This is a genomic window from Corynebacterium sp. 11A, from assembly GCF_008930935.1.
Lineage (GTDB): Bacteria > Actinomycetota > Actinomycetes > Mycobacteriales > Mycobacteriaceae > Corynebacterium > Corynebacterium megadyptis.
In genome coordinates this window covers 103,357-128,321 of the sequence record NZ_PQMR01000003.1, presented here as the reverse complement: position 1 = coordinate 128,321, position 24,965 = coordinate 103,357, and the positions used below count along the sequence as shown (strand labels likewise).

22 protein-coding genes are annotated in these 24,965 nt (G+C 64.1%); 18 read left to right on the top strand and 4 right to left on the bottom strand.

Translation table 11 applies throughout. The annotated features are described in order from the left end of the window. Window positions 1-24: 24 nt before the first annotated feature. Together GBB18_RS04190 and GBB18_RS04185 are read right to left on the bottom strand one after the other, a co-directional pair. Window positions 25-750, bottom strand: a complete 726-nt coding sequence (locus GBB18_RS04190; RefSeq protein ID WP_151640854.1) for a DUF2786 domain-containing protein — start codon at window positions 748-750, stop codon at window positions 25-27. Between the two features lie 178 nt (window positions 751-928). Next, the gene (locus tag GBB18_RS04185; RefSeq protein ID WP_151640853.1) at window positions 929-2,353 is read right to left on the bottom strand and encodes a carboxylesterase family protein; all 1,425 of its coding nucleotides are present in this window, start codon (window positions 2,351-2,353) and stop codon (window positions 929-931) included. A 118-nt stretch (window positions 2,354-2,471) separates the two neighbouring features. On the opposite strand from GBB18_RS04185, the gene GBB18_RS04180 reads away from it, so the two are divergent. Together GBB18_RS04180 and GBB18_RS04175 are read left to right on the top strand one after the other, a co-directional pair. Beyond that, window positions 2,472-4,538, top strand: a complete 2,067-nt coding sequence (locus GBB18_RS04180; RefSeq protein ID WP_151640852.1) for a M3 family metallopeptidase — start codon at window positions 2,472-2,474, stop codon at window positions 4,536-4,538. A gap of 11 nt (window positions 4,539-4,549) precedes the next feature. After that, window positions 4,550-4,852 carry a hypothetical protein gene (locus tag GBB18_RS04175; RefSeq protein WP_151640851.1) on the top strand — a complete coding sequence of 101 codons (303 nt, stop codon included), beginning with the start codon at window positions 4,550-4,552 and terminating at the stop codon, window positions 4,850-4,852. 109 nt (window positions 4,853-4,961) lie between these two features. On the opposite strand, the gene malQ is transcribed toward GBB18_RS04175, so the two are convergent. Beyond that, complete coding sequence (gene malQ / locus GBB18_RS04170; protein ID WP_151640850.1) at window positions 4,962-7,106, bottom strand: 4-alpha-glucanotransferase; 2,145 nt, start codon at window positions 7,104-7,106, stop codon at window positions 4,962-4,964. Window positions 7,107-7,272: 166 nt separating this feature from the next. On the opposite strand from malQ, the gene GBB18_RS04165 reads away from it, so the two are divergent. The 14 genes from GBB18_RS04165 to GBB18_RS04100 all read left to right on the top strand — a co-directional run bounded on the left by GBB18_RS04165 (window position 7,273) and on the right by GBB18_RS04100 (window position 22,299). Continuing rightward, window positions 7,273-9,111 carry a long-chain fatty acid--CoA ligase gene (locus GBB18_RS04165; protein ID WP_151640849.1) on the top strand — a complete coding sequence of 613 codons (1,839 nt, stop codon included), beginning with the start codon at window positions 7,273-7,275 and terminating at the stop codon, window positions 9,109-9,111. A gap of 133 nt (window positions 9,112-9,244) precedes the next feature. After that, window positions 9,245-9,925, top strand: coding sequence for a hypothetical protein (locus GBB18_RS04160; RefSeq protein WP_151549367.1), 681 nt, complete (start codon window positions 9,245-9,247; stop codon window positions 9,923-9,925). An 8-nt stretch (window positions 9,926-9,933) separates the two neighbouring features. Next, a complete protein-coding gene (gene hemW, locus GBB18_RS04155) occupies window positions 9,934-11,073 on the top strand; it encodes a radical SAM family heme chaperone HemW (protein ID WP_225979145.1) in 1,140 nt (379 codons plus the stop codon). Window positions 11,074-11,101: 28 nt separating this feature from the next. Continuing rightward, the gene (gene hrcA / locus GBB18_RS04150; RefSeq protein WP_151640848.1) at window positions 11,102-12,139 is read left to right on the top strand and encodes a heat-inducible transcriptional repressor HrcA; all 1,038 of its coding nucleotides are present in this window, start codon (window positions 11,102-11,104) and stop codon (window positions 12,137-12,139) included. Window positions 12,140-12,232: 93 nt separating this feature from the next. Further along, entirely contained in the window at window positions 12,233-13,369 is a 1,137-nt protein-coding gene (gene dnaJ, locus GBB18_RS04145; RefSeq protein ID WP_151640847.1) for a molecular chaperone DnaJ, read from the top strand. Between the two features lie 5 nt (window positions 13,370-13,374). Then, window positions 13,375-14,136, top strand: coding sequence for a 16S rRNA (uracil(1498)-N(3))-methyltransferase (locus GBB18_RS04140; RefSeq protein ID WP_151640846.1), 762 nt, complete (start codon window positions 13,375-13,377; stop codon window positions 14,134-14,136). A 40-nt stretch (window positions 14,137-14,176) separates the two neighbouring features. Next, window positions 14,177-15,172, top strand: coding sequence for a PhoH family protein (locus GBB18_RS04135; RefSeq protein ID WP_151549277.1), 996 nt, complete (start codon window positions 14,177-14,179; stop codon window positions 15,170-15,172). Beyond that, window positions 15,169-15,771, top strand: a complete 603-nt coding sequence (gene ybeY / locus GBB18_RS04130) for an rRNA maturation RNase YbeY (RefSeq protein ID WP_151640845.1) — start codon at window positions 15,169-15,171, stop codon at window positions 15,769-15,771. Before GBB18_RS04135 ends, ybeY begins: the two co-directional genes overlap by 4 nt. A 3-nt stretch (window positions 15,772-15,774) precedes the next feature. Continuing rightward, the gene (locus GBB18_RS04125; RefSeq protein ID WP_151640844.1) at window positions 15,775-17,103 is read left to right on the top strand and encodes a hemolysin family protein; all 1,329 of its coding nucleotides are present in this window, start codon (window positions 15,775-15,777) and stop codon (window positions 17,101-17,103) included. An 18-nt stretch (window positions 17,104-17,121) separates the two neighbouring features. Then, window positions 17,122-18,036 (top strand): GTPase Era, encoded by a 915-nt coding sequence (gene era, locus GBB18_RS04120; protein WP_151549274.1) that lies wholly within the window; start codon window positions 17,122-17,124, stop codon window positions 18,034-18,036. Between the two features lie 15 nt (window positions 18,037-18,051). Next, the gene (gene recO, locus GBB18_RS04115) at window positions 18,052-18,795 is read left to right on the top strand and encodes a DNA repair protein RecO (RefSeq protein ID WP_151640843.1); all 744 of its coding nucleotides are present in this window, start codon (window positions 18,052-18,054) and stop codon (window positions 18,793-18,795) included. 15 nt (window positions 18,796-18,810) lie between these two features. Then, entirely contained in the window at window positions 18,811-19,551 is a 741-nt protein-coding gene (locus tag GBB18_RS04110) for an isoprenyl transferase (RefSeq protein ID WP_151549272.1), read from the top strand. Window positions 19,552-19,711: 160 nt separating this feature from the next. Continuing rightward, entirely contained in the window at window positions 19,712-20,854 is a 1,143-nt protein-coding gene (locus GBB18_RS04105; protein ID WP_151640842.1) for a VIT1/CCC1 transporter family protein, read from the top strand. A gap of 302 nt (window positions 20,855-21,156) precedes the next feature. Continuing rightward, window positions 21,157-22,299, top strand: coding sequence for an HNH endonuclease signature motif containing protein (locus GBB18_RS04100; protein ID WP_151549270.1), 1,143 nt, complete (start codon window positions 21,157-21,159; stop codon window positions 22,297-22,299). 3 nt (window positions 22,300-22,302) lie between these two features. On the opposite strand, the gene GBB18_RS04095 is transcribed toward GBB18_RS04100, so the two are convergent. After that, window positions 22,303-22,737 carry a Fur family transcriptional regulator gene (locus tag GBB18_RS04095; RefSeq protein WP_151549269.1) on the bottom strand — a complete coding sequence of 145 codons (435 nt, stop codon included), beginning with the start codon at window positions 22,735-22,737 and terminating at the stop codon, window positions 22,303-22,305. Window positions 22,738-23,003: 266 nt separating this feature from the next. Between GBB18_RS04095 and GBB18_RS04090 the strand changes: the two genes are divergently transcribed. Together GBB18_RS04090 and GBB18_RS04085 are read left to right on the top strand one after the other, a co-directional pair. Then, window positions 23,004-24,389, top strand: a complete 1,386-nt coding sequence (locus GBB18_RS04090) for a glycine--tRNA ligase (protein ID WP_151529172.1) — start codon at window positions 23,004-23,006, stop codon at window positions 24,387-24,389. Between the two features lie 12 nt (window positions 24,390-24,401). Further along, window positions 24,402-24,959: a hypothetical protein gene (locus GBB18_RS04085; protein ID WP_151640841.1), complete on the top strand. Its 558-nt coding sequence runs from the start codon at window positions 24,402-24,404 to the stop codon at window positions 24,957-24,959. Window positions 24,960-24,965: the final 6 nt, after the last annotated feature.

Here is a 24,965-nt window from a genome sequence, read left to right as displayed (position 1 = left end):
GGCGCGCGCGGCAGCGGCTACCCTTTAGGCTTCGAGGGCGGCCCGTCGGCGAATGCGTTGCTGGCCGATGTCGGTGGCCGTCGCTTCGTCCATGCCGCGGGAGTAGGCATGGGGATCGAAGGTCCGGCCCTCGGCGCTGCGGGTGCTTAGGGAGGCATCGCCGATAAATTCGGCACGGGCGGCGCGCGCCAGGGAGGCGTCGTCGATAAGCGCCAGCTCATAGCTGCTGGAGGACTCGGCGGCCTGCTCCTCGGCGGCGGCAAGACGGCTGGAGATCATGGTGATGAAGCCGCGCATGAAACTGCGGCGCAGCGTCACCGTGGAGGAATAGCCGCCGCTGCGGGAATCGTGGCGGAGTGTGCTGGCCCGCACCAGCATGATCGGGTTGATGAGGGTGTAGAGGGTCGATACCCGCTCGAGGTGCCGGAGGCGGCCAAAGACCACAGCCTCGCCGACTTTCACCGAGCGATAGGTGGAGTAGACAAAACCCTCGCAGTGCAGGGAGCGGGCAATCGCCATGAGCAGCGTGCTTTGCATATCTGTATAGGCGCCGCCGAACTCGATATGCATATGGCTGACGGTATCGCTGGGATCCTCGGTGTCGAGGTCGCGCTCGTCGAGCTCGTAGCGCGCCATGAGCTCGAAGGCTTTGGCGAAGTAGATATCGCCTTCCTCGGTGCCCGCGCGATCGCGGGCCTGGCTGAGGATTTTCTGGATTTTGTCTTTGATGGTGTCGAGTGAGCTGGCCATGGGAAATCTCCTGAGGTGGGTGTACTAGCAAGCGGATGAGTGATGTATCCGCAGACTAAATGCCCGAGTCCCGCCGTGGGCGCCCGCAGGCCAGGATGCGAGCAAGGCTGTGCATAAGGGGTTTTTCTATCCACAGCCTGCCGCCGCCCGCGGGGCTAGTATCCGCAGGCCACTGCGCTTATTCCCAGGCCTCGCGCCGGGCCGCTGTGCGCTGCTGCACCGGTAGCCGGAAGTGCACGCGTACCCCGTAGAGCGGGTCGCTGACCACCTGCGGCGGCGCGGCGGGATCGCTTAAGGACAGCGACAGCGCCGCCCGGTTGCCGCGGCCGGGCTCATGGCAGGGCCAGGAGGGGCGCTGGCCGTGGACGAAGTCCACCAGCAGCTGGTGCACCTGGTCGGCCCGCGGGGCCAGCCGCTGCGGCGCGCCCGCGGCGAAGGTGGAGGCCATGGGGGAGGAATGCTCCAGCATGTCGAAGGCGAGAAGCAGATCCACGCAGTGCAGCGCCGGTGCCCCGTTCTCAGCATCGCCGGCGAATTGCAGCAGCCACGTGGAGCCGGACTCGCGCTCTGTCGCGGCCTGCACCCAGCGGGTAATAGAGGAATCGGAGGCGAAGCGGCGCGCCACCTGCCTCGGGTAGTGCGTATCCGCCCAGTGCAGATAGCTGCGGGCGTTATGCAGCAGGAATTGCCCGGCCAGCAGCCGTATCCCGAGCTTCGCCAGCCAGGGCGCGTGCTCATCCATCCATGCGGCGCTGGGCTCGAGATACATCTCGTGCTCGGTGTAGGTGAGCAGAATATCCACATCCGCCAGCTCGCCGGGGATGAAGGGATAGGGGCCCACTGCGGGGCCATAAAAATAGCGTCGCCGCAGCGAGGCATAGCCCTTGGCCAGCTTCTCGGGCTTGCGCGCCGCCAGGTTATTCAGCGAGGTCTGGGTGATGGGGGCGCCAAGGGCGCTGCGCAGCCAGCCGCGGCGGGCGAAGAAATCCTGCGGCGGATAACCGGGCGACATCGCCACCAGCCGGCGAAAGGTGCCGGTGTAGTGGTCGCGCCGGGCCAGCCACAATGCGATGCCGGCCCCGGCGGACTGGCCCACCAGGGTGACATTGGTCGGGTCGCCGCCGAAGGATTCGATGCAGCGCTGGATCCAGTCGAGCCCCAGCTGCACATCGCTGACCCCGCGGTAGGCAAAGCTCTCATCGGCGCGGAACTGGGCGAAGCCCTCGAGCCGCATGCGGTAGCCGATAGAGACCACGATGGCCCCCGAGTGGGCGAAGGCGTGGGAGCGATACCACGAGCCGTCATAGTGGTCGGATTCGTAGCGCCCGCCGTGCACATAGGCGATCACCGGGAGATCGGCGGGCACCTCATGGTCCGCGCGCGGCATCGTGGACACGGGGGCGATCACGCTTAGCCCGACCGGGCGCTGGCGTGGGGTGGTGGCATCGATGACGTCGGTGGCGGCGTCGGCCCGCTCGGGGAAGTCAAAGGGCTGCTCGTAGTGCACGTGGGGGATACCGCAGAATTCGGCCACCCCGTCCTCGTAGACCGTCCCGCGGATTTGTCCCGCAGGAGTCGATACGGTGATCGTGTTCTCACTCATGGGTGTCCATGCTATCGCAGGGGCTAGTGTTTTCCCCAAGAAAAGCAGTGGCGGGCGCCTATCGACGCCGCCTCGCCGGCGTGCTCCTTATTGATAGTCTTCGTTACTATTGGCGGCTATGACATCTACCGCTGAGTACAATCCGCTGCTGTCCCCCTCCACTCTGGACTATCAGCTGCCCGATTTCGCAGCCATCCGTTTCGAGCACTTTCGCCCCGCGTTTGCTGAGGCCATGCGCCGGCACGAGGAGGAGATCCGCGAGATTCTCCGCAGCGAGGGCTGGGAAGACGTGGTAGAGCGGCTCGAGGCCTCGGGGCGCGATCTCGCCCGCGTGGAGTCGGTCTTTTTCAATCTGTGTAATACCGATTCCACTGAGGAGATGCTCGAGCTAGCCGCGGAGCTGGCCCCAGAGTTGGCTGCGCATCGCGACGCCATCATCCAGAACACCGAGCTCTACCAGCTGGTGCGCGATGCCGAGGTACCGGAGGATGAGGAGTCCCGCCGGCTGCACGAGTACTATCTGCGGCTTTTTGCCCGCTCCGGCGCCACCCTCGATGCGGAGAAGAAAGCGGAGCTGGCCGAGCTCAACCGCGAGCTGTCCGCGCTCTCGGAGCGTTTCGGCTCCCAGCTGCTCAGCGATACCCAGAAGCTCGCCGTCACCTTCGACTCCGAGGAGGAGCTCGCTGGGCTTTCGGCCTCGGCGATTGCCTCGGCGCGCGAAGAGGATGGCAGCTATGTGCTGCACCTGAACCTGCCGAGCGTGCAGTCTGTGCAGGCGCAGCTCGAGCGGCCGGAGTCGCGCCGCCGCGTCTATGAGGCCTCGCTGGCCCGCGGCGTGGAATCCACCACCCCCGTGGCGGTGCGCATGGCTCAGCTGCGGGCGCGCAAGGCCGAGCTGCTCGGCTACCGCAGCCACGCCGAGCTGGTGGTGGAAGAAGAAACCGCCCCCGATACCGCCGCGGTGTGGACCCTGCTGCGGGATCTCGCTCCGGCCGCGGCAGCCAACGCGCATGGCGAGTACAAGCGCATCCAAGATGTGGCCGGCGGCGAGGAGATCACCGCCGCCGATTGGCCCTATTGGGAAAATAAGCTGCGCGAGCAGGACTACGCCCTCGACGAGTCCCAGCTGCGCGAGTACTTCCCGCTGCGCAGCGTGGTGGAAAAGGGCGTGTTCTTCGCCGCCGAGCGCCTCTATGGCATCACCGTGCACCCACGCGAGGACCTGCGCGGCTATCACGAGGATGTGCAGGTGTGGGAGGTGCGCGATAGCGATGGCACCGGCATCGGCCTGCTGCTCACCGACTACTATGCCCGTCCCTCCAAGCGCGGCGGGGCGTGGATGTCCGGCTTCGTCGAGCAATCGGAGCTGCTCGGCACCAAGCCAGTGGTGATCAATGTTTTGAATATCACCAAGCCGGCCGATGGCTCCGAGGCGCTGCTCAGCATGGACGAAGTGACCACCCTCTTCCACGAGTTTGGCCACGGCCTGCACGGGCTGCTCTCTCAGGTGCGCTATCCCAGCTTCTCCGGCACGAGCGTGCCCCGCGACTATGTGGAGTTCCCCTCCCAGATCAACGAGAACTGGGCGCTGGAGCCGGTGGTGCTGGACAACTACGCCCGCCACCACGTCACCGGCGAGGTCATTCCCGCAGAACTCGTCGCCGCGATCCACGCCTCCCGCACCTTCGGCCAGGGCTTTGCCACCAGCGAATACCTGGGCGCCGCGATTATCGATTACGCCTGGCACAGCCTCAGCGCCGCCGCGGCCGAAAAGATCGCCGCCACCCCGGAGGCCGTCGCCGAATTCGAGCGCGCTGCGCTGAGCGACGCCGGGCTAGAGGTGGAGCACCTCGCCCCGCGCTATCAGACCCGCTATTTCAACCACATCTTCGCCGGTGGCTACTCGGCGGGCTACTACTCCTATCTCTGGGCGGAGGCCCTCGACGCCGATGGCTTCGAGTGGTTCAAGGAGGTGGGCGCCGCCGTCGATGCCGAGCGCAGCGAGGATGGCCCCAGCGGCGTCGATGCCGCCTCGGTGCGCGCGGCGGGGCAACGTTTTAGGGAGCTGGTGCTCTCGCGCGGCGCCTCCCGCGATTTCACTGAGGCCTTCACCACGCTGCGCGGCCGCGAGAAGGATATCCAGCCGCTCCTCCAGCGGCGCGGCCTGGCGGGAGCGACCCGCTAAACTACATAGCCATGGATGCGCTGCGAGAGATCTACGTTGAGATCACCAATGAGCTCGGCCAGTGGATCGTCTCCTTGCCCGTGTGGCTGCAGGCGCCCGTGGTCACCACCGTCACGCTATTTCTCTGCGGGGTCGGGGCGGTGGTGCTCTTACGCCTGATCGATATAGCGGGCTCGCGTATTCACGCCCGCGTGCACGCCGAGGACACTACCCGCAGCGGCAGCGCGGCCGTCCGGCCGGGCCCGGCGGCGCGGGGTACTAAGATCGTGATGAACCAAGAACCCGTCGCCTGGAAAGAGCCCACCACCGAATGAAGAATAAGCCCCGTCGCCGCCCGCGCAGTACCTATGGCAAGTCGCGGGTCACGCTCGCACTCATCGCGCTGCTGCTGTTCGTCGTGGTGATGGCGCTACTCGGCCATCTCTAACGGGACGCCGCTGCGGCGATGGTGCGGAAGAACTCCGCGTCCGCTAGATCCTCGATAAGGACCGGCTCGCCGGCGGCATTTCGCAGCGGCACACACCAGTTGGGGTACTGCTCCTTCGTGGTGCCCGGCTGGTTCTGAACCGCCTTATCGCCCACCAAGTCCACCAGCGCGGTGCAGGTGAGAAGCGAGGGGGTGGCGGCCACATAGCGGTGCAGGGCGGCCACCAAATCCACCAGCGGTCCGCGCTCGCCGCGCTCGGCGCCCAGGAAGGTTTCGACAGGGCTGTGCCCGCGGAAGTAGCCCCGCTCGCGGACGCGCTCCAGCACCTCGTTCTGCCACGCCAGATCCTCGGCGTTTTCCTCTTCCTTGGAACGGCTGAACAATCCCAGCTGATCCCGTAGCTCCACGTGGGTGCCGGCCAGATAGCCGGCGGTGGGAGGCAGATCGTGGGTGGTGACCGAGGTCAGACACAGCTCGCGGTAGTGCTCGGGCAGGCGCGGGCCGCCGCCTTCGAGCTCGGACTCGAACCACAAAATAGAGGTGCCCATGATGCCGCGCGCGGCGAGCACATCCTGCACCCAGGACTCGAAGGTGCCGAGATCCTCGCCGATCACCACGGCCCCGGCGCGCTCGGCCTCAAGAACCAGGATGCCGACCAGGGCGTTGTAGTCGAAGCGCACATAGGTGCCCTGGGTGGGCGCCTGCATGCGGGGGATCCACCACAGGCGGAACAAGCCCAGAATGTGATCGATGCGGATGCCGCCGCTGTGGCGCAGAATCGTGCGCAGCATATCGCGCCAGGCCGCATAGCCGGACTCCGCCAGCTTGAAGGGATCCCACGGCGGCTGGGACCAGTCCTGCCCCTGCTGGTTATAGGCGTCCGGTGGGGCGCCCACCGACGCCTGCGGGGCCAGCACCTCGGCGAGGGTGTGGGCATCGGCGCCACCGGGGTGTACCCCGACGGCGAGATCCGCCATGATGCCGATGCTCATGCCGGCGTCGAGGGCGCGTCGATGCGCCTGACGCATCTGGGCATCGCAGAGCCATTGCACCCAGGCATAGAAGGCGGCCACCTCCATCGGCTCCTCGCTCAGAGCGTGGTTGCCATTCTGCGCGGCGTGCTCTGCCTCGGCGGCGAGATCCTGTTCGGCGCACCACAGGGAGAAGTCGATGAGGCCCTGGCCCTCCATCTCCACATACTCGCGGAATTGTTGCTCGCGCTCGGGGGAGTGCGGAGTGTTATAGAGCTCGCGCAGTACCTGCAGCTTGGTGGCGTAGATTGGATTGCGATCAATGAGCCCGCCCGAGTGGTTGAGCTCCTTCAGCGGCGCGGCTAGCTGCTGGATCTCGGCCTGGGTTTGGGCATCGAGGGCCTGATACTCCGGAATGGATTCGATGTGCAGATAGATCGGGTTCATGAAGCGCCGGGTGGTGGGCAGATAGGGGGAATCCTCCACCGGCGGGAAAGGCTCGGCCGCGTGCAGCGGATTGACCAGTACGTAGTCGGCGTCGGCATGCGTCGCGAGCACCTCGGCGAGGGTACCCAGATCATGGAAATCGCCGATCCCCCATGAGTCGGCGGAACGCACCGAATAGAGCTGCGCCATCACGCCGCTACAGGGCTGCTCGCGCAAAGAGGCGGTGGTGCTCAGCGTGGTGGGGGTAACCACCAGCTGGCACTCCTCCTCGATATCCTCGGAACGCAGCTGCAGCGTATGCCAGCCTAAGGGGAGATCATCGGGGGTAGAGAAGGTAGCCTCGCCCCAGGCGCAGCCGTCGACGATGCGCGGGGGAGTCCAGTTATCCTCCTGGCGAGGGCGCACCTCGCCGCCCTCTTCGAGCAGGATCCGCACATCGGCCGCGGCACCATCGTGCACGTGCACATTAAAGAAGTGGCGATCCCCTTCCCGGGCCACCACGCAGCGCGGCAAAGGGCGCGTGGCTTCCGCATCCTCCACGCGGGCGCGTAACTGCGCTAACTCCTGCTCAGAGGCGTCGGCGGACAGCTCATAACCTAAGGCCCCAATGATGGAGACGAGGGTGTCCTCGCTGACCTCCACCACGGAACCGTCGTTAGCGGTGTAGTGCGTAGCAACGCTCAGGGTACTGGCTAAATTACGAAGTTCGTCTCTAGAGCTCACAGGAACCATAGTGCCATTGACCGCTGAGGATCGTGCAATAATTGCGCGCTATCGTTATCGAGCTATGTGCGCTCGGCCAGTGGGGGCGGGTAGCTTACAACGTGAAGGTTTCTTCAAAATAGGCATGGGCGTTGCCGCCCGGTTGATAGAAAGGTCCACAATAAGCATGGTGAATGAGTACTCCACCCCCGCGAAGTACAGCATCGGCGAGCACGACACATGCCTGAGCGCCATGCTGGAGACCGCCCGCTCCCGCCCTTACGGCATTATGTTTACCCGGCCGCAGAACTTTGAATGGGTTAATGTCACCGGCCAGGAATTTGCGGAGGAAGTCTATGCGGTGGCCAAGGGCTTGATTGCCAATGGAGTGCAGAAGGGTGATCGCGTGGCCCTGCTCTGCGAGACCCGCTATGAGTGGACGCTCATCGATTTCGCTATTTGGGCGGCCGGCGCCGTGTCGGTGCCGATTTATGGCTCTTCCTCGCTCAGCCAAGTGCAGTGGATTATTGAGGATTCCGGCGCGGTATTCGCCTTTACCGAATCCCAAGAGCACACCGCACTCATGCGTAACCTGCTGGTGGATGAGAATGGTGTGCCGCGGCTGTCCGGCTCGGCTTCGAAGCTGCGCCGCATCCTAGAAATTAATGCCTCCGCCGTGGACACCATCATGTTTGAAGGCCGCGAGGTGGACGACGCCGAGGTGGACAAGCGTATCGCCGAGACCCGCTCCGAGGATCTCGCCTCCTTGGTCTACACCTCCGGCACCACCGGCCGCCCCAAGGGCTGCATGCTGACGCACCACAACTGGCTGGCCGAGGCCTATGCCTTGCTCACGCACCCCATCGGCCAGGTGGCCGCCCCAGGCAATCGGGTGCTCACCTTCCTGCCGCTGGCCCACGTGTTCTCCCGCGCTGTGTCTTTGGGCGTGGTGATCTCGGGCGCCACCCAGAGCCACTGGTCCGATTTCTCCACTCTGCCGGTGGAGTTCCAGCGCTCCCGCCCGCATCTCATCTTGGGCGTGCCGCGCGTGTTCGAGAAGGTGCGCAACGGCGCCGCGCTCAACGCCAAGCAGGCCGGCCCGATCAAGGATGCGATCTTTGAGAAGGCGGAAAAGACCGCCCGCGAATACTCCAAGGCCCTCGATACCGAGGAAGGCCCCAGCAAGACCCTGCAGTGGCGGCACGCCACCTATGACAAGCTGGTCTATTCCAAGCTCCGCGCCGCCCTCGGTAATTCGGTGCGCTATTGCATCTCCGGCGGCGCCGCCATGGACCGGGATCTCTTGCACTTCTACCGCGGCATCGGCGTCACGGTGTACGAGGGCTATGGTCTCACCGAGCTCACCGCCGCCGCCGCGGTGAACTTTGATGACAACATCATCGGCACCGTCGGCCGCCCTGTCGGCGGCGTGTCCGCACGGCTGTCCTCGGAGGGCGAGGTGATGTTTAAGGGGCAGACCCTCTTCCGCGGCTACTGGAATAATGAGGAGGCCAATCGCGAGTCTTTCGACGAGGATGGCTGGTTCAACACCGGCGACCTCGGCGAGATCTACGAATCCGGCCACATCGAGATCACCGGGCGCAAGAAGGATCTCATTGTCACCGCTGGCGGCAAGAATATCTCGCCCGGCCCGCTGGAGGATCAGCTGCGTTCCCACCCGCTGATCTCCCAGGCGCTGGTGGTGGGCGATGGCAAGCCCTTCGTCGGCGTGCTCATCACCCTGGAGCCGGAGGCCTTCGAGCACTTCAAGGCGCAGCGCAATATCCCGCTCTCCAAGTCCGTGAAGGATGTGGCCCTTGATCCCATGCTCCGCGCCGAAATCCAGGACGCGATCAACTCCGCGAATATGATGGTCTCGCACGCCGAGGCGATCAAGAAGTTCTACATCCTGGACCGGGACCTCAAGGAAGAGGAAAACGAGCTCACTCCCACCTTGAAGGTCAAGCGCAACGTGGTGGTGCGGCGCTTCTCGGAAGAGATCGACGTGCTCTACCGCACGAACTAGCCGCAGGACTACCTAGGGCGGATGTCTCCATCGGGCCACACCCGGCGAGGCATCCCCCTTTTTTCTTAGAACTGGCTTAAAGTCGTACGCGCAGATGACACCCCGCCCGTCCCAGCGAGTAAAGGAGCAGCACGTGGAGCTACTTGACGCCAAGCTGCGCCTCAAAGAGCTCACTCAAGAGATGTACAACATCGGCGATGAAGTGGCCGAATACATCGAGCACATCGCCGAAGCCATCACCGACTGGGACGCCGAGCTCGTGGAGGAATGCCTCCTCGAATTCGACGAGATCGCGGTGGAAGCCATCAACGACGCCCGCGTGGTGGTCTCGGAGCTCTACGGCATCCGCCAGGCTCTCATCAGCGGGCTGCGCGCCGGGTCCATGGGCGTGTGGGAATCTAGCAAGCGCACGGAGCGGTATGCGCGCCCGCAGCTTGTCGACGCCCACCTGCTCTCCACCTCCTTCGCGCTATCCAGCCCGATGTCGGTGCCGGCGCTGAGCAACGCCATGCAGGGTCGCACCGAACTGGCCACCCAGCAGCTCGCCGCGATTGTGGAATGGGAGCTGGACCAGACTGCCTGCGCCGCCGCAGACCTTGAGAGCGTGAGCCTAGCCACCATGTTCACCCGCACCCGCCGGCTGGTGCACGCCTGCGCCGAGGGCTGGCTGGAGACCGTCGCCCGCGCCCACCCGTCCTATGCCGCGGCTGCCCGCGGCTCCCACCCGCCCGAGTTTCTCGCCGAGCGGGCGTGGATCGACGGCGTGGTGGCCTCGGTGCGTCGCCGCATGCACGCCAGCGACCGGGGTGCATGAGAGCAGCCATGAGCACCTTTGGCGTGTATATTCACGTGCCCTTTTGCGCCACGCGCTGTGGATATTGCGATTTCAATACCTACACCCCGGGCGAGCTCGGTAGCGCCTCCTCCCCGGAGTCCTATCTCCAGGCATTGGCCATCGAGCTGGAGCTCTCGGCCGCCGCCACCAGCCATCGCGTGGTGGACACGGTCTTTATCGGTGGGGGCACGCCCTCGCTGCTCGGCGCGGAGAAACTCGTCTCCATTCTGGGCATAATCCGCCAGCACTATGATCTCGCCCCCGATGCGGAGATCACCACCGAGTCCAATCCGGAATCCACCTCGGCCCGCTATTTCGAGCAGCTGCGCGCGGGCGGTTTCACCCGCGTGTCTTTGGGGATGCAATCCGCCAGCGAATCGGTGCTGGCGACCCTCGATCGCACCCACACCCCAGGACGTGCCGCCACGGCAGCGGAGCAGGCGCACGCCGCCGGCTTCGAGCACGTGAACCTCGACATGATCTACGGCACCCCGGGCGAAACGGATGATGATGTGCGCCTCACGCTGGAGACGATCCTGGGCGCCGGGGTGGACCACGTCTCTGCCTATGCGCTGATCGTGGAACCCAACACCAAGATGGGTCGGCTGGTGCGCACCGGGCAGCTGCCGGCACCCGACGATGATGTGATGGCCCGCCGCTATGAGCTCATCTCCCAGGGCCTCGAAGCGGCCGGGCTCGACTGGTATGAGGTGTCCAATTGGGCCCGCCCGGGCGGGGAGTGCCGGCACAATATCGGCTACTGGAGCGATGCCGACTGGTGGGGCGCTGGGCCTGGGGCGCACTCGCATATCGGCGACCAGCGCTTCTATAACGTCAAGCATCCGCGACGCTACTATGAGCGGCTCGGCCGCGCCGAGTTGCCGATTCAGGAGACGGAGCAGCTCAGTGCTAGCGACCGCCACACCGAGCAGATTATGCTGGGCCTGCGCATGCGCGAGGGGATAGCGCGGAGCGCGCTGGACCCGGCTGCTGCGGAGACGATCGACCGCTACGTCGATCGCCAGCTACTGAGCGTCGATAAGCACCGGCTCAGACTGAGTGATCAGGGGCGCCTCTTGGCCGATGGGATCATCGCCGATCTGTTGCTCGCGGAGGAGGAGCACTAGGCTGGTGCGTTAAGAGAGAGGTAGATGCATGTCCACAGCCACTGATGCGCGGCGTGTCCGCGTGCTGCGCGCGATCGTTGCCGATTACATCAGCTCTCAGGAGCCCGTGGGGTCGAAGTCGCTGGTGGAGCGCTATAACCTCGGGGTGTCCTCGGCCACCATCCGCAATGACATGGCGGTGCTGGAATCGGAGGGTTTTATCACCCAGCCGCACGCCTCCTCGGGGCGCGTGCCCACGGAGAAGGCCTATCGCAGCTTCGTGGACTCTATTCATGACGTCAAACCGCTCTCGCTGCCCGAGCGGCGCGCCATCCTCTCCTTCCTGGAGGAAGGGGTGGATCTTGAAGATGTGCTGCGGCGCGCCGTACAGCTGCTCTCCCAACTCACCCGCCAAGCGGCGGTGGTGCAGATGCCGATGCTGCAGGTCTCGCGGGTCAAGCACTGCGAGGTGGTGCTGCTCAGCCCCGTGCGGCTCTTGCTCGTGCTCATCACCGATACCGGCCGGGTGGAGCAACGCAATGTGGAGCTCGAGGATGTGATCGAGCCGGAACAAGTGGGGCAGCTGCGCCACGCCCTTAACCGGGCCCTGGGCAATCACACTCTCTCCGATGCCTCGGTGGCGCTGGCGGATCTCGCCTCCCATGCGCCGCACGACATCCGTATTCCCGTGATCACCTGCGCCACCGTGCTCATCGAGACCCTCGTGGAGGCGCCCTCCGATCGCCTCATCTTGGCCGGTGCCTCCAATCTCAGCCGCGCCCGTGGCGACTTTCCTCAAGGGCTCCCCGAGGTGCTCGAGGCGCTGGAGGAGCAAGTGGTGGTGCTCAAGCTGCTCTCCAATGCCCACGATCTCGGCTCCGTGCGTGTCTCCATCGGCGGCGAGCACGAGGAATCGGAGCTGAAGCACACCTCGCTGGTGGCCACCGGCTATGGCACCGGCGAACGCCTAGGTGGCATGGGGGTGATGGGGCCGACCTATATGGATTACTACGGCACCATGTCCAAGGTGCAGGCCGTGGCCAGTTATGTGTCGCGGGTGCTCACGGATGAATATCACGGGGAATAATCCCGTGAAGTTTCTCCTTGTAGGGGAGGAGACTAAGCTATCGGTGTTTGAGCACTGTCAATATACAACTACTTAGGGGAAAGATTAAGACTCGTGGCTCGTGACTACTACGGAATCTTGGGCGTGGACTCATCGGCAAGCGATGCGCAGATTAAAAAGGCGTATCGCAAGCTGGCCCGCAAGTACCACCCAGATGTCAACGATACCGAGGAGGCAGCGGAGAAGTTCCGCGAGATCTCGGTGGCCCAAGAAGTCCTGCTCGATCCCGAGAAACGCCGCATCGTGGACATGGGCGGGGACCCGATGGAGCAGCGCGCTCAAGGCGGCTACGGCGGTGGATTCTCCGGTGGCGGCTTCGGCGATATCTTCGAAGCCTTCTTCGGTGGCGCCGGCGGGGGCGCCCGCGGCCCGCGCTCGCGGGTGCAGCCCGGCAACGATGCCCTGCTGCGCACCGAGATCTCCCTAGAGGAGGCCTTCCGCGGCGTCAAGAAGGACATCACCGTCGATACCGCCGTGCTCTGCGATCGCTGCGAGGGCACCGGTTCGGAGTCCAAGTCCGCGCCCGAGACCTGTGGGACGTGTCATGGTAGCGGCGAGATCCAAGAGGTGCAGCGCAGCATCCTGGGCAATGTGATGACATCCCGCCCCTGCCGCGCTTGCCAAGGCTTCGGCGAGATCATCAAGGATCCCTGCTCGGAGTGCTCGGGCGAGGGGCGGGTGCGCAAGCGCCGCGATCTCGTGGTGTCTATTCCGCAGGGCATCGCCGACGGCATGCGCATTCGCATGGCCGGCCAGGGCGAGGTCGGACACGGCGGCGGGCCGGCCGGCGATCTCTACGTGGAGGTCAGCACCACGCCGCACCCGGTATTCACCCGCGATGGCGATACCCTGCACTTCACCGCGAAGGTGCCCATGGTGGATGCGGCGCTCGGCGCCGCTCTCACCGTCACCGATCTCCGCGGCGAGGAACTGACAGTGGACATCCAGCCGGGCTCTCAGCCCGGACAGACCGTACGCATGCACGGCGCCGGCATGCCGAAGCTGCGCGCCGAGGGCGCCGGTGACTTGGTGGCCCACCTCGACGTCACCGTGCCCACCGAGCTCAACGACGCCTCCCGCGAGCTGCTGGAGAAGGTGCGTGCCCAGTCCTCCGAGTCGGTCAAGGTGCATAGCCAGGACCGTGAGGGCGAGGGTTTCTTTGACCGCGTCCGCAGCCGCTTCCGCAGGTAAGAGCAGTGTCCCTTCCACTCTTTCTGGACCCCGAGCTCGCGGCGGCCCCGCCGGTGGGCGCGCGCGTGGAGCTGCGCGGCCAAGAGGCCACCCACGCAGGCACCGTGATGCGGCTCGGCGCGGGCGAGCAGCTGCGGCTGAGCAACGGCCGCGGCCTCGTGTTGCGCTGCGAGATCGCCGCCCCGCCCAGCAAGCAGCGCGTGGAGCTGATTGTCTGCGCGGTGGAGGAGGTGGCCGCGCCGCGGCCACGGGTGAGCATCGTCCAGGCGCTGCCCAAATCCGAGCGGGCGGAGCTCGCTGTGGATCTCGCCACCCAGGGAGGGGTCGATACCCTCATTCCCTGGCAAGCCAGTAGGTGTATCGCCAAGTGGCCGGCGCAGAAGCGCGCCAAGTTGCACGGCAAATGGGTGAGCACCGCGGTGGCGGCTGCCAAGCAGTCCCGCCGCCCCGTCGTGCCCGAGGTGGAGCAGCTGCACCAGACCGCTGACATTGTGCAGCGCATCGACGCCCTCACCGCCGCCGGCGGGCTGGCCTATGTGCTGCACGAGGAAGCCACCGAGTCGCTAGGCACCGCCACCGTTGATGCCCCAGAGATCATGCTCATCGTCGGCCCCGAGGGCGGGATCAGTGAGGAGGAGCTGGCGGCCTTTCGCGCGGCGGGCGCCCAGCCGGTGCTGCTCGGCCCTGAGGTGCTGCGCACGGCCAGCGCCGGGCTGGTGGCGTTGGCCGCGATTGGTTCGCGCACTCCGCGCTGGCATCTACGTTAAGCTGCAGTGGACACTCCGGAAAGGACAAGAAAGAGAGCACGTGGGAATCTACGAGCGCACAGAAACCGCATCGCTGAGCTATAGCATCGAGCCGCAGCTGGCCCAGGCGGTCTGCGGGATCAATGACGAGAACATCAAGGTCCTCGACAACCAGCTGGCCTGCGATTTCTTCGTGCGCGGCAACGAGGTCACCCTCACCGGGCCCGCCCCCGTGGTGGCTCGGGCTCGCCGCGTGCTGAACGAGCTGCAGGCTATGGCGCGGCGGGGGCACGTAATCACCCGCGATGCGGTCAAGCACACCATCACCATGGTGAGCGTCGAGGCCCCCGAGGGCGTTAATCGCCGCCTGGCCCAGGAGATCGTGGCCCGCCGCGGCAAGGTGATTCGCCCCAAGACCCGCGGCCAGCAGGACTATGTGGATGCCATCGATGAGCACACCGTGGTCTTCGGTATCGGCCCGGCCGGCTCCGGTAAAACCTATTTGGCCATGGCCAAGGCGGTGCAGGCTCTGCAGTCCAAGGCTGTGTCGCGCATCATTCTCACTCGTCCCGCCGTGGAGGCGGGGGAGAAGCTGGGCTTTTTGCCCGGCACCTTAAATGACAAGATCGACCCCTATCTGCGGCCGCTCTATGATGCGCTGCGCGACATGATGGACCCCGAGGCCATCACCAAGCTCATGGAGGCCGGCGTGATCGAGGTGGCGCCCTTGGCCTATATGCGCGGCCGCACCCTGAATGATGCGTTCGTGATCCTCGACGAGGCCCAGAACACCACGCCGGCGCAGATGAAGATGTTTCTTACCCGCCTCGGCTTTGGCTCCACGATGGTGGTCACCGGCGATATCACGCAGGTGGATCTGCCTGGTGGGCAGAAGTCCGGGTTGCGCATTATCCGCGAGATCCTCTCCGGGGTAGAGGATATCTACTTTGCCGATCTCGGCGCCGAGGACGTGGTGCGCCACCAGCTCGTGGGCGCCATCGTGGATGCCTATGACGAGTATGATGAACGCCAGCTCAAGCGGAAGGCCCAGCAGTGAGCATCGAGATTTTTAATGAGTCCGGATATCCGGGCCTCAACGAGGAAGCACTCATCGACGTCGCCGGGTTCGCTTTGCGACGCATGGACATCAACCCAGCCGCAGAGCTATCCATCCACATCGTGGACCTTGACACCATCGCCGATTTGCATGTGCGCTGGCTGGATCTAGAAGGCCCCACCGATGTGATGAGCTTCCCCGTGGACGAGCTCACCCCCGGTTCTGGTGGGCGCCCCGACGCCGCCGACCCCGGCCCGGCCATGCTGGGCGATATCGTGCTCTGCCCCGAGTTCGCCGAGCGCCAAGCCACCAAGGCCGGACACAATCTTTCCCACGAACTGGCGCTGCTCACCGTGCACGGCTGCCTGCACCTGATGGGCTTCGATCACCTTGAGCCCGAGCAGGAACGGGAGATGTTCGCGCTGCAAAATGAGCTTTTGGCCGACTGGTACGATGACATCCACGAGCGCGAGCTCGAGTTTCCCGCCAAGCCCTCGGGGGCATCTGCTTTTCCCAGCGCGGCCGATCGCGCCGGTTTGGACGAGACCCTGACCGATACAGAAGGACACATTCCGCCGATCGCGGAGCCCCGCCCCTAACTTATGGAACCCACCTTATTGCTCATCTTCGTCCTCGGGGCAGTGGTCGCCACCATCGCCTCCGCGGCTTTCGGCACCATTGAATCCGCTGTCAGTTCCATCTCTCCCGCCCGTGTGGAGGAGATGGTCAAAAGCGAGAAGGAGGGGTCCAAAACCCTCCTGAAGGTGTTGCAGCGCCGCGCCGACAACATCAATCTCTTGGTGTTGCTGCGCACGCTTCTCGACGCCATCGCGGCGGTGCTCATTGCCCTGTTCACCGTGGACCTGATCGATGGCAAGGCCTGGGCGCTGCTGATCGCGGTGCTCGGCTTCAGCCTCATCAACTATCTCGTGGTGGGCGTGTTCTCCCGCACCGTGGGGCGCAAGAACCCCTACACGGTCTCTTTGCGTTCCGCCGTGGCGCTCTCTGCCATCGGCTATGTGCTGGGCCCGATCAGCCGCATTCTCATCTGGGTGGGCAATAAGCTCACCCCCGGCGATGGTTTCCGCGATGGCCCCTTCGCCTCCGAGGTGGAGGTGCGCGAGATGGTGGACATGGCCCTCGAGAACGGCATCGTGGAAAACTCCGAGCGCAAGATGATCCAGTCCGTCTTCGACCTCACCTCCACCACGGCTCGCCAAGTGATGGTGCCGCGCCCCGAGATGGTGTGGATCGAGCAGGACAAGAATGCCGGCCAGGCCACCTCGCTGTGTGTGCGCTCCGGTTACTCCCGAATCCCTGTGATCGGGGAAAACGTGGACGATATCGTGGGCGTGGTCTATCTCAAGGACCTCGTGCAGCAGACCTACTATTCCACCGATGGCGGCCGCAGCGTGGCCGTCACCGATGTGATGCGCGAGCCCAGCTTCGTACCCGATTCGAAGTCCCTCGACGAGCTGCTGCAGGAGATGCAGCTGCAGCGCTTCCACATCGCGATGTTGGTGGACGAATACGGCGGCATCGCTGGGTTGATCTCCATCGAGGACATCCTGGAAGAGATCGTGGGCGAGATCGCCGACGAGTACGACTCCGATGAAATTGCCCCCATCGAGAAGATCTCCGAGCGGTGCTACCGCGTGCACGCCAAGCTCTCCCTCGACGAGCTCGAGGAGTTTGTGGCCGAGGAACTCGAGCAGGATCTCGAGTTCGACGATGACCTCGACGTGGACACCGTGGGCGGGCTCATGGCCTTCGGCCTGGGGCGTGTGCCCCTGCCCGGCTCCAGCACCCACACCCACGGGCTCACCCTGGCTGCGGAAGGCGGCACGGATCGCAAGGGGCGGATGCGTATTGTCACCGTGGTGGTCAGCGTCGATAAGCCAGCGGAGCAGGACGAAGAGCCGCAACGCTGATCGCGTATGCTTAAGCGCATGTTCACCGATACACCTGAAGGTTTCCGCTCCGGCTTTGTGAGTTTCGTGGGAAGGCCCAATACCGGCAAGTCCACGCTGATGAACGCCCTGGTGGGTGAGAAAGTGGCCATTACCGCCGATCAGCCGGAAACCACGCGTCACACTATTCGCGGGCTCGTGCACCGCGAGGACGCGCAGGTAGTCATCGTGGATACCCCCGGGCTGCACCGCCCGCGCACCCTGCTGGGTGAGCGCCTCAATGAGATGGTGGCCGAGACCTACGCCGATGTGGACGTCATCGGCATCACCATTCCCGCCGATGAGAAGATCGGCCCCGGCGATCGGTGGATCGTGGAGAACGTGCGCAAGGTGGCGCCGCACACCACCCTGCTGGGCGTGATCACCAAGGTGGATAAGGTCAGCCGCGATACCATCGCCGAGCGGCTGCTGCAGGCCCATGAACTGCTCGGGCCTGAGGCGGAACTCGTGCCGGTCTCGTCCATGTCGGGCGAGCAGCTCGATGTGCTCATGGACGTGATTGTGGGGCTGTTGCCCGAGGGGCCGAAGTTCTATCCCGACGATCACATCACCGACGATTCCACCGAAAAGCGCATGGCCGAGCTCATCCGCGAGGCCGCCCTCAGCGGACTCAAAGAGGAATTGCCGCACTCGGTGGCCGTGGAGATCGACGAGGTGCTGGACGATCCCGAGCGCCCCGGGGTGAAAAACGTGCACGCCGTGATCTATGTGGAGCGGCCCGGGCAGAAGAAGATCCTCATGGGCAAAGCCGATCGCCGCTATGGGCGCATCGTGCACAACGCCCGCCAAGAGATCATGCAGCTGCTGGGCCATAATATCTATCTCGACCTGCGTATTAAGGTGCTCAAAGACTGGCAGCAGGATCCCAAGTCCTTGGGACGACTCGGGTTTTAGGGGAGGTCCTCACGCGTGCGACGCGGCAGCTTCCGCGACCGCGCCCTCGTGGTGCGCACCTATGATTTCGGCGAGGCCGATCGCATCGTCGTGTTGCTGACGCGCGAGCACGGCCTGGTGCGTGCGGTGGCCAAGGGCGTGCGCCGCGCCCGCTCGCGTTTCGGCTCACGGATCCAGCGCTTCGTGCTTCTCGACGTCGAGTGCTACCCAGGCAAGAACCTGGCGCTCATCACCGGCGCAGACACGGTGAGCTACTATGCATCGGGCATCATCGAGGACTATCAGCGCTACAGTGCGGCCTGCGCCGTGCTCGAAACTGCCGAAAAGCTCTCCCTGGCGGATCTGCCCGATGCGGCCCTCTTCGATCTCGCCGCCGCCGCCCTCGACTCCCTGCGCCACGATGACACTCCGCTGCTCAGCCTCGATATTTTCCTCTTGCAGGCGATGGGCAGCGCCGGTTGGTTGCCCGAAATGTTCAACTGCGCCCACTGCGATAAACCGGGGCCCCACCGCGGCTTCGACCCCGGCTCCGGCGGGGCCGTATGCGCCGAATGCCGGCCACCCGGTGCCTCCACCGTGCCCACCGAGGCGCTCCGGCTCATGTGGTGGATGGCGCACGGCCGCTATGATGCCATGGCCCGCGCCCAGCAGGCCGATCCGGTGCAGTGGGCGGCGCTGGTGGATACAGCGCACCGTTTGATCACCGATCACGTGCAATACCACCTCGAGCGGGGTGTGCTCAGCCTGCGGGCGGATTAATGGCACAATGAGGGAGTGAATTCATCTGCACTTACCCCGCCGAACATTCCCGCCGAGTTTATTCCGCGCCATATTGCGCTGGTCATGGACGGAAATGGGCGCTGGGCTAAGGAACGCGGCCTCAAGCGCACCGAGGGCCACAAACGCGGCGAAGCCGTGCTCATGGATGTGGTGGATGCCTGCCTCGCATTGGGTGTGGACTATCTGTCCGCCTACGCCTTCTCCACCGAGAACTGGCGGCGCAGCACGGACGAGGTGCGCTTCCTCATGGGCTTCAACCGCGATGTGCTGCGGCGGCAGCGCGATGTGCTCAACGAGAAGGGCGTGCGGGTGCGGTGGGCAGGCCGCCGCCCGCGGCTGTGGCGCAGCGTCATCCGCGAGCTAGAAGAAGCCGAGCAGCTCACCGCCGCCAACACCCGCATGACCTTGGCTATGTGCGTCAACTACGGCGGCCGAGCCGAGATTGTTGACGCCGCCCGTGAGATCGCCCGCCAAGCCCGCGCTGGGACGCTCTCGCCTGGCGCTATCACCGAGGAGCGCTTCTCCGAGTTCCTCGACGAGCCCGATATGCCCGATGTGGACCTCTTCTTGCGGCCCTCCGGAGAGAAGCGCACCTCGAACTTTCTGCTCTGGCAGTCCGCGTATGCCGAGATGGTCTACCAAGACAAGCTCTTCCCCGATTTCACTCCCCAGGACCTCTTCGCCGCAGTGGAAGAATATGCCCGCCGCGATCGCCGATTCGGCGGAGTGAAATAAAAATTTCATCCATATCCCATGATCAACCCCGGTTGGCAGCGCCGCCACGAGGGGTTAAGATACCGGCGATCACGTGGTAATCGGCCACGTATCGTCTTCATGAGCCGTGGCGCGTGAACATATAGCGTGCGACGTGGCGCAAGCGTGAGCTGGGAGAGAAATGTCAGACAAAGCGACGTCCGCAGGAAGCCATGAGGCGAGAGGGAAGAAGGCCGCGCGGCTGCTGAGTACTGCCAGCCCCAAGCAAGTCAAGCGCTGGCGCCAATACCTCGCCAATGAACGTGCCGAGGCGGCCGTGTACCGAGAGCTCGCCCGCGGCAAGTCAGGGGAAGAGCGCGAGATCCTGCTGCGTATCGCCCATGCGGAGTCTCGGCATGAGCAGCACTGGCGTACCCTTCTCGGCGACGAAGTGGGCATGCCCCTGCGGCCGGATTTCTCCACGCGGTTTATGGCTTTTATGGCGCGACACTTCGGATCGGTATTCACCTTGGCGCTGATGCAAAACGCGGAGTCGCGTAGCCCCTATGAGGAGGACCAAGACGCCACCAGCCAGATGCAGGCCGATGAGCGCATCCACGCCGAGGTTGTTCGCGGCCTCGCGGCGCGATCGCGGGAGCGCATATCCGGTGGATTTCGCGCTGCGGTCTTTGGCCTCAACGATGGTCTCGTCTCTAACCTTGCGCTCGTGCTCGGTGTCGTGGGCTCCGGCGTATCCCAAAACGTTATTCTGCTCACTGGCGTGTCTGGTCTTTTGGCTGGTGCACTCTCGATGGCGGCGGGGGAGTACGTCTCGGTGCAGTCGCAAAAAGAGCTCCTCGAGGCATCCACCCCCGATCCCGAGGTGCGCCGCGCCCTGCCGCAGCTCGACTTTGATGCCAATGAGCTCGCCTTGGTCTATCGTGCCCGCGGGATTGATCAGCAGGAGGCCGAGAACAAAGCGCGGGCCGTGCTGCAGAGTATCCGCACCGCACATGATGCCCAGACCCCAGCCGAATTGAGCGATGCGTCCTCCGATACCAGCTCCGTGGGCACAGGAGTAACAGCGGCGTTGTCGAGCTTCGCGTTCTTTGCCGGTGGTGCCCTCATTCCCATCCTGCCTTTCCTCTTTGTCCTCTCCACCGCTACGGCCGCGCTGATTAGCACCGTGCTCGTTGGTCTCTCCCTTCTGCTCACCGGCGGCATCGTGGGTGTACTCTCCGGCGCGCCGCCGGCCAAGCGGGCGCTGCGGCAGCTGGCCATTGGTCTCGGCGCGGCGGGCGTGACGTGGCTATTGGGCACGATCTTCGGTACCAGCATCTCCTAGCTGGGCTGCTGGCTGAGCTGCTGGCTGGGCGCAGCGACGACGCTGCCCTGTCTAAAAAACTCGTGCGCAGCTATTGACTATCGAACACCTATGCGAGAAGATAGTTCTAAGGGGAAAAGGTTAGGTAAAAATAGCGTGCAGGGGGAATAGTGTTTGCGCGGCTAGAAGAAGGTCAATTACCCGCAGGGATCCGTACTATCTACAGTTCTCATTCGCTATGGGATGCGGTGTTCGAACGCATTAACAATACAGGCTGTCGCTATAGTCACGAGCTGGCGACACTACCGTATAGCGCCCTCGAGGTGAATCGTCGCCGCATCGAGCTGATCGATTATCTCGCGGAGAGGGCGGGGGAGGGCGATGCGGTGGAATATACCGCGGCGCGCTTTGCTGGGCCTTTAGGGTGTACCGAGAATTTCGTGGTGACGCTCCTTGAGCTCTCCCAGCTTTTCCGGGACTTCCCGCTGCTCGCGGCGGTGTTGCGCCTGAGGCCAATTTTCAATGACTCGCACCTGCTGACGCTTGCCTCGGCATTAGTGGGGATTGCGCCGGAGAAAAGAGTGGACTTTGAGTTGAATTTCCTGCTCGATGTGCTGCCGCGGCGCAATAATCAGCAGCTCAAAGGGCGCTACTGGTTGCGCCGGCGCATCAACGACATCTTGGTGCGGGTGGATCCGCTCGGGGTGGATTCCAGCGGGGAGAAAGATCCGCGCCGAGCGACGCAGGAGTCAGTGAGCTTTTGGGACAATCCCGAGGGCGAGACCGGCTATATCGACATCGAGCTGAAGAATCATCGCTACCACCAGGTGATGGGAGCGATCACCCAAGTGGCCGCGCAGCGGGGGATCTCGCAGACGGATGCGCTCGTGGAGCTGATGACGCAGAACACCAACACCAAGGTGGTCTTTCATGTCTACGCCAACTGGTATGAGAAGCAGGCGTGGACTCCCGAGCAGGGGTGGCTATCGGAATACGCCACAGACGAGCTGCTCAAGCAGGTGACCGCGCTACAGCTGCTCTCTGATTCGGAGGTGGATTCCTATCAACCCACGGAGTCGCAGCGGCACGAGGTGATCGCCCGCTATGGCTGCTGCAACTTCCCAGGGTGTACCACGGCGGCATCGAAATGCCAGATGGACCACCTCCAGGAATATAACCGAGGCGGCCCGACGGCGACGTGGAATCTGCATCCACTGTGCACCAAGCATCACCGGCTCAAGACTCTCGGGGAGTACACCGTCGAGATGGATCCGCAGGGCACCACTATCTGGCGCTCCAAGGACGGTGAAGAAGCCACCTCCGTGCCGGAGGGAGTGATCAAGGATATGCGCCGGCTGACGCTGGAGGAGCGGATGCGGCGCAAGCACCAGGTGCGGCGCGAGAAGAATGAGGCGATCTACGGCACTGAGGTGCAGTCCGAGGCGGACGAGCCCGCCCCGTTCTAGTGCTTAAGGGGCGGAGTGGCGCGGGGCGCACTCGGCGCAGAAGCCGAAGACCTCGGCGGTATGGGCAGTGAGTTTGAAACCATGAGCCTGGGCGGCCTGCTGGGCCCATTCCTCCACGGGGCCACCCTCGATTTCCTCGGTCTTGCCGCAGTCGGTGCAGACCAGGTGGTGGTGATGGCCTTCCGTGTCGCAATGGCGGTAGCGCGTCTCCCCAGAGGCCATGTTCAGCACGTCCACGGCCTCAATGTCGGCCAAGGACTGCAGGGTGCGGTACACGGTGGTCAGGCCCACTCGGTAATTACGGCGGGTGAGCTCCTCGTGGATCGTTTTCGCAGAAGCGAAGGCGTCCAGATCGCGGAGAACATTCACCACAGCTGCACGCTGCCTGGTGCTACGCACGCCAAGTTTGGGGATGGTCGGGTCGTTACGGGTAGCCATCGAACTGACTCCTTCGAGTTACAGGGGAACAATCACTCGGCGGGGCTGTTATCGCCGAGACGGGGATCATCAGGCATTAGTGTAAGCCCCACAATGGGGCCGTCACAGTATTGTCATCTGTTTCCTTTAAGGTTTATCGAAATTGAAATGAAAACGGTTACATCAGGGAAGGGACGTCTCTCGGGCGAGGAGATGACAGCGGCTGCGGACCCTAGCGATAGTATGGTTGAGACTTACATGTGTAGACGCTAAAAGAGGAGCTTCCTGTGGCACAGCAATCTGTTGTCGATTCCGTGGTCAATCTCTGCAAACGCCGAGGTCTGGTGTATCCATGCGGTGAGATCTACGGCGGCACCCGCTCGGCCTGGGACTACGGCCCGCTGGGTGTGGAACTGAAGGAAAACATCAAGAAGCAGTGGTGGCGCACCTTCGTTCAGGGCCGCGCCGACGTGGTGGGCTTGGACTCCTCGATCATCCTGCCGCGCCAGGTGTGGGAGGCCTCCGGCCACGTCGAGACCTTCACCGACCCACTGGTGGAGTCCCTGCACACGCACAAGCGCTACCGCGCCGACCACTTGCTCGAGGCCTATGAGGCGAAGCACGGCCACCCGCCGGCTAATGGTCTCGCCGACGTCAAGGATCCCGAGACCGGCCAGGACGGCAAGTGGACCGAACCGCAGCTCTTCTCGGGCCTGATGAAGACCTACCTCGGCCCCGTCGATAATGAGCAGGGCTTGCACTACATGCGGCCCGAAACCGCCCAGGGTATCTTCATCAACTTCAAAAACGTGATGACGACCGCCCGCCTCAAGCCGCCCTTCGGTATCGGCCAGGTGGGTAAGGCCTTCCGCAACGAGATCACCCCGGGCAACTTTATCTTCCGTACCCGCGAGTTCGAGCAGATGGAGATCGAGTACTTCGTCAAGCCGGAAGAAGCGCCGGAGAAGTTCGACGAGTGGGTCGATGCCTGCTGGAACTGGTTTATCGATCTGGGCATCAACCCCGAGAACATCCGCCAGTTCGATGTGCCGCAGGACGAGCGCGCCCACTACTCCGATCGCACCATCGATTTCGAGTACAAATTCGACTTCAGCGGCAACCCCTGGGGCGAGCTCATGGGCGTGGCCAACCGCACCGATTTCGACCTCTCCAGCCACATCACCGCTTCCGGCGAGGACCTGTCCTACTTCGACCAAGCGAGCGGCGATCGCTATGTGCCCTACGTGATCGAGCCCTCCTTTGGCCTCACTCGCGCCCTCATGGCATTCCTCTGCGATGCCTACACCGAGGACGAGGCCCCGAATGCCAAGGGTGGCGTCGATAAGCGCACCGTGCTGAAGCTCGATCCCCGCCTGTCTCCGATCAAGGTGGCTGTGCTGCCCCTTTCCAAGAAGGAAACGCTCACCCCGACTGCCGAGAAGGTGGCCGATGAGCTGCGTAAGTACTGGACCATCGACTATGACGTCTCCGGTGCTATTGGCCGCCGCTACCGTCGTCACGACGAGATCGGCACCCCCTTCTGCGTCACCGTGGACTTCGACACGCTCGAGGACAACGCAGTCACCGTGCGTGAGCGCGACACCATGGAGCAGGAGCGCGTCTCCATCGACCAGCTGCAGGGCTATCTGGCCCAGCGCCTCATTGGCTGCTAAGGAGTAGTGCACATGGAGAATCTGCAGTGGTCGCGCCGCGAAAAGGGCGAGTCCGGCACCGTCATGAAGCTGCGTCAAGGCGCGGATGTGGTGGCCGTGGACGTGATTACCCAAGAGGGTGTATCTGGGCGCATGAGCGTGGGCGGCAGCGAGCCGTGGCGTCTCCATGTGGCCCCCGATGACGGCGCCTCTGCCACCACCCCGGACGGCCGCGTCTACAGCGCGAAGCCCGAAGAGGCTGGCACCAAGTTCACCAAGGCCAAGGCGTTCACCGTGGACGCCAGTGGCCGGGCACTGCGCGTGGTCAATGAATCCGCCAATAACTGGGTGGTGGAGGATCACGACGGTACCAAGCTGGGCCAATTCACTGGCTTCAACTCGGGGGTTCGCGACGTCGAGCTGGATCTGAGCGATCTTCCCTCCGATGATCTACTCAGCCACGAAGAAGCCGTGTTCCTCGCCTGGCTGGCGCGTATCGCATTGGAGAACCGTCTCGAGTCGCGATCCACCATCATCATCGCCACCTTGGTGTTGCTCACCATCTTGGCGCTGGCCGTGTTCCTGCTTTAAGTACCG

Coding starts and splice junctions, on each gene's coding strand:
- GBB18_RS04190 (WP_151640854.1), bottom strand. CDS start 750: ATGGCCAGCTCACTCGACACCATCAAAGACAAAATCCAGAAAATCCTC.
- GBB18_RS04185 (WP_151640853.1), bottom strand. CDS start 2,353: ATGAGTGAGAACACGATCACCGTATCGACTCCTGCGGGACAAATCCGC.
- GBB18_RS04180 (WP_151640852.1), top strand. CDS start 2,472: ATGACATCTACCGCTGAGTACAATCCGCTGCTGTCCCCCTCCACTCTG.
- GBB18_RS04175 (WP_151640851.1), top strand. CDS start 4,550: ATGGATGCGCTGCGAGAGATCTACGTTGAGATCACCAATGAGCTCGGC.
- GBB18_RS04165 (WP_151640849.1), top strand. CDS start 7,273: ATGGTGAATGAGTACTCCACCCCCGCGAAGTACAGCATCGGCGAGCAC.
- hemW (WP_225979145.1), top strand. CDS start 9,934: ATGAGCACCTTTGGCGTGTATATTCACGTGCCCTTTTGCGCCACGCGC.
- hrcA (WP_151640848.1), top strand. CDS start 11,102: ATGTCCACAGCCACTGATGCGCGGCGTGTCCGCGTGCTGCGCGCGATC.
- GBB18_RS04125 (WP_151640844.1), top strand. CDS start 15,775: ATGGAACCCACCTTATTGCTCATCTTCGTCCTCGGGGCAGTGGTCGCC.
- era (WP_151549274.1), top strand. CDS start 17,122: ATGTTCACCGATACACCTGAAGGTTTCCGCTCCGGCTTTGTGAGTTTC.
- GBB18_RS04105 (WP_151640842.1), top strand. CDS start 19,712: ATGTCAGACAAAGCGACGTCCGCAGGAAGCCATGAGGCGAGAGGGAAG.
- GBB18_RS04095 (WP_151549269.1), bottom strand. CDS start 22,737: ATGGCTACCCGTAACGACCCGACCATCCCCAAACTTGGCGTGCGTAGC.
- GBB18_RS04085 (WP_151640841.1), top strand. CDS start 24,402: ATGGAGAATCTGCAGTGGTCGCGCCGCGAAAAGGGCGAGTCCGGCACC.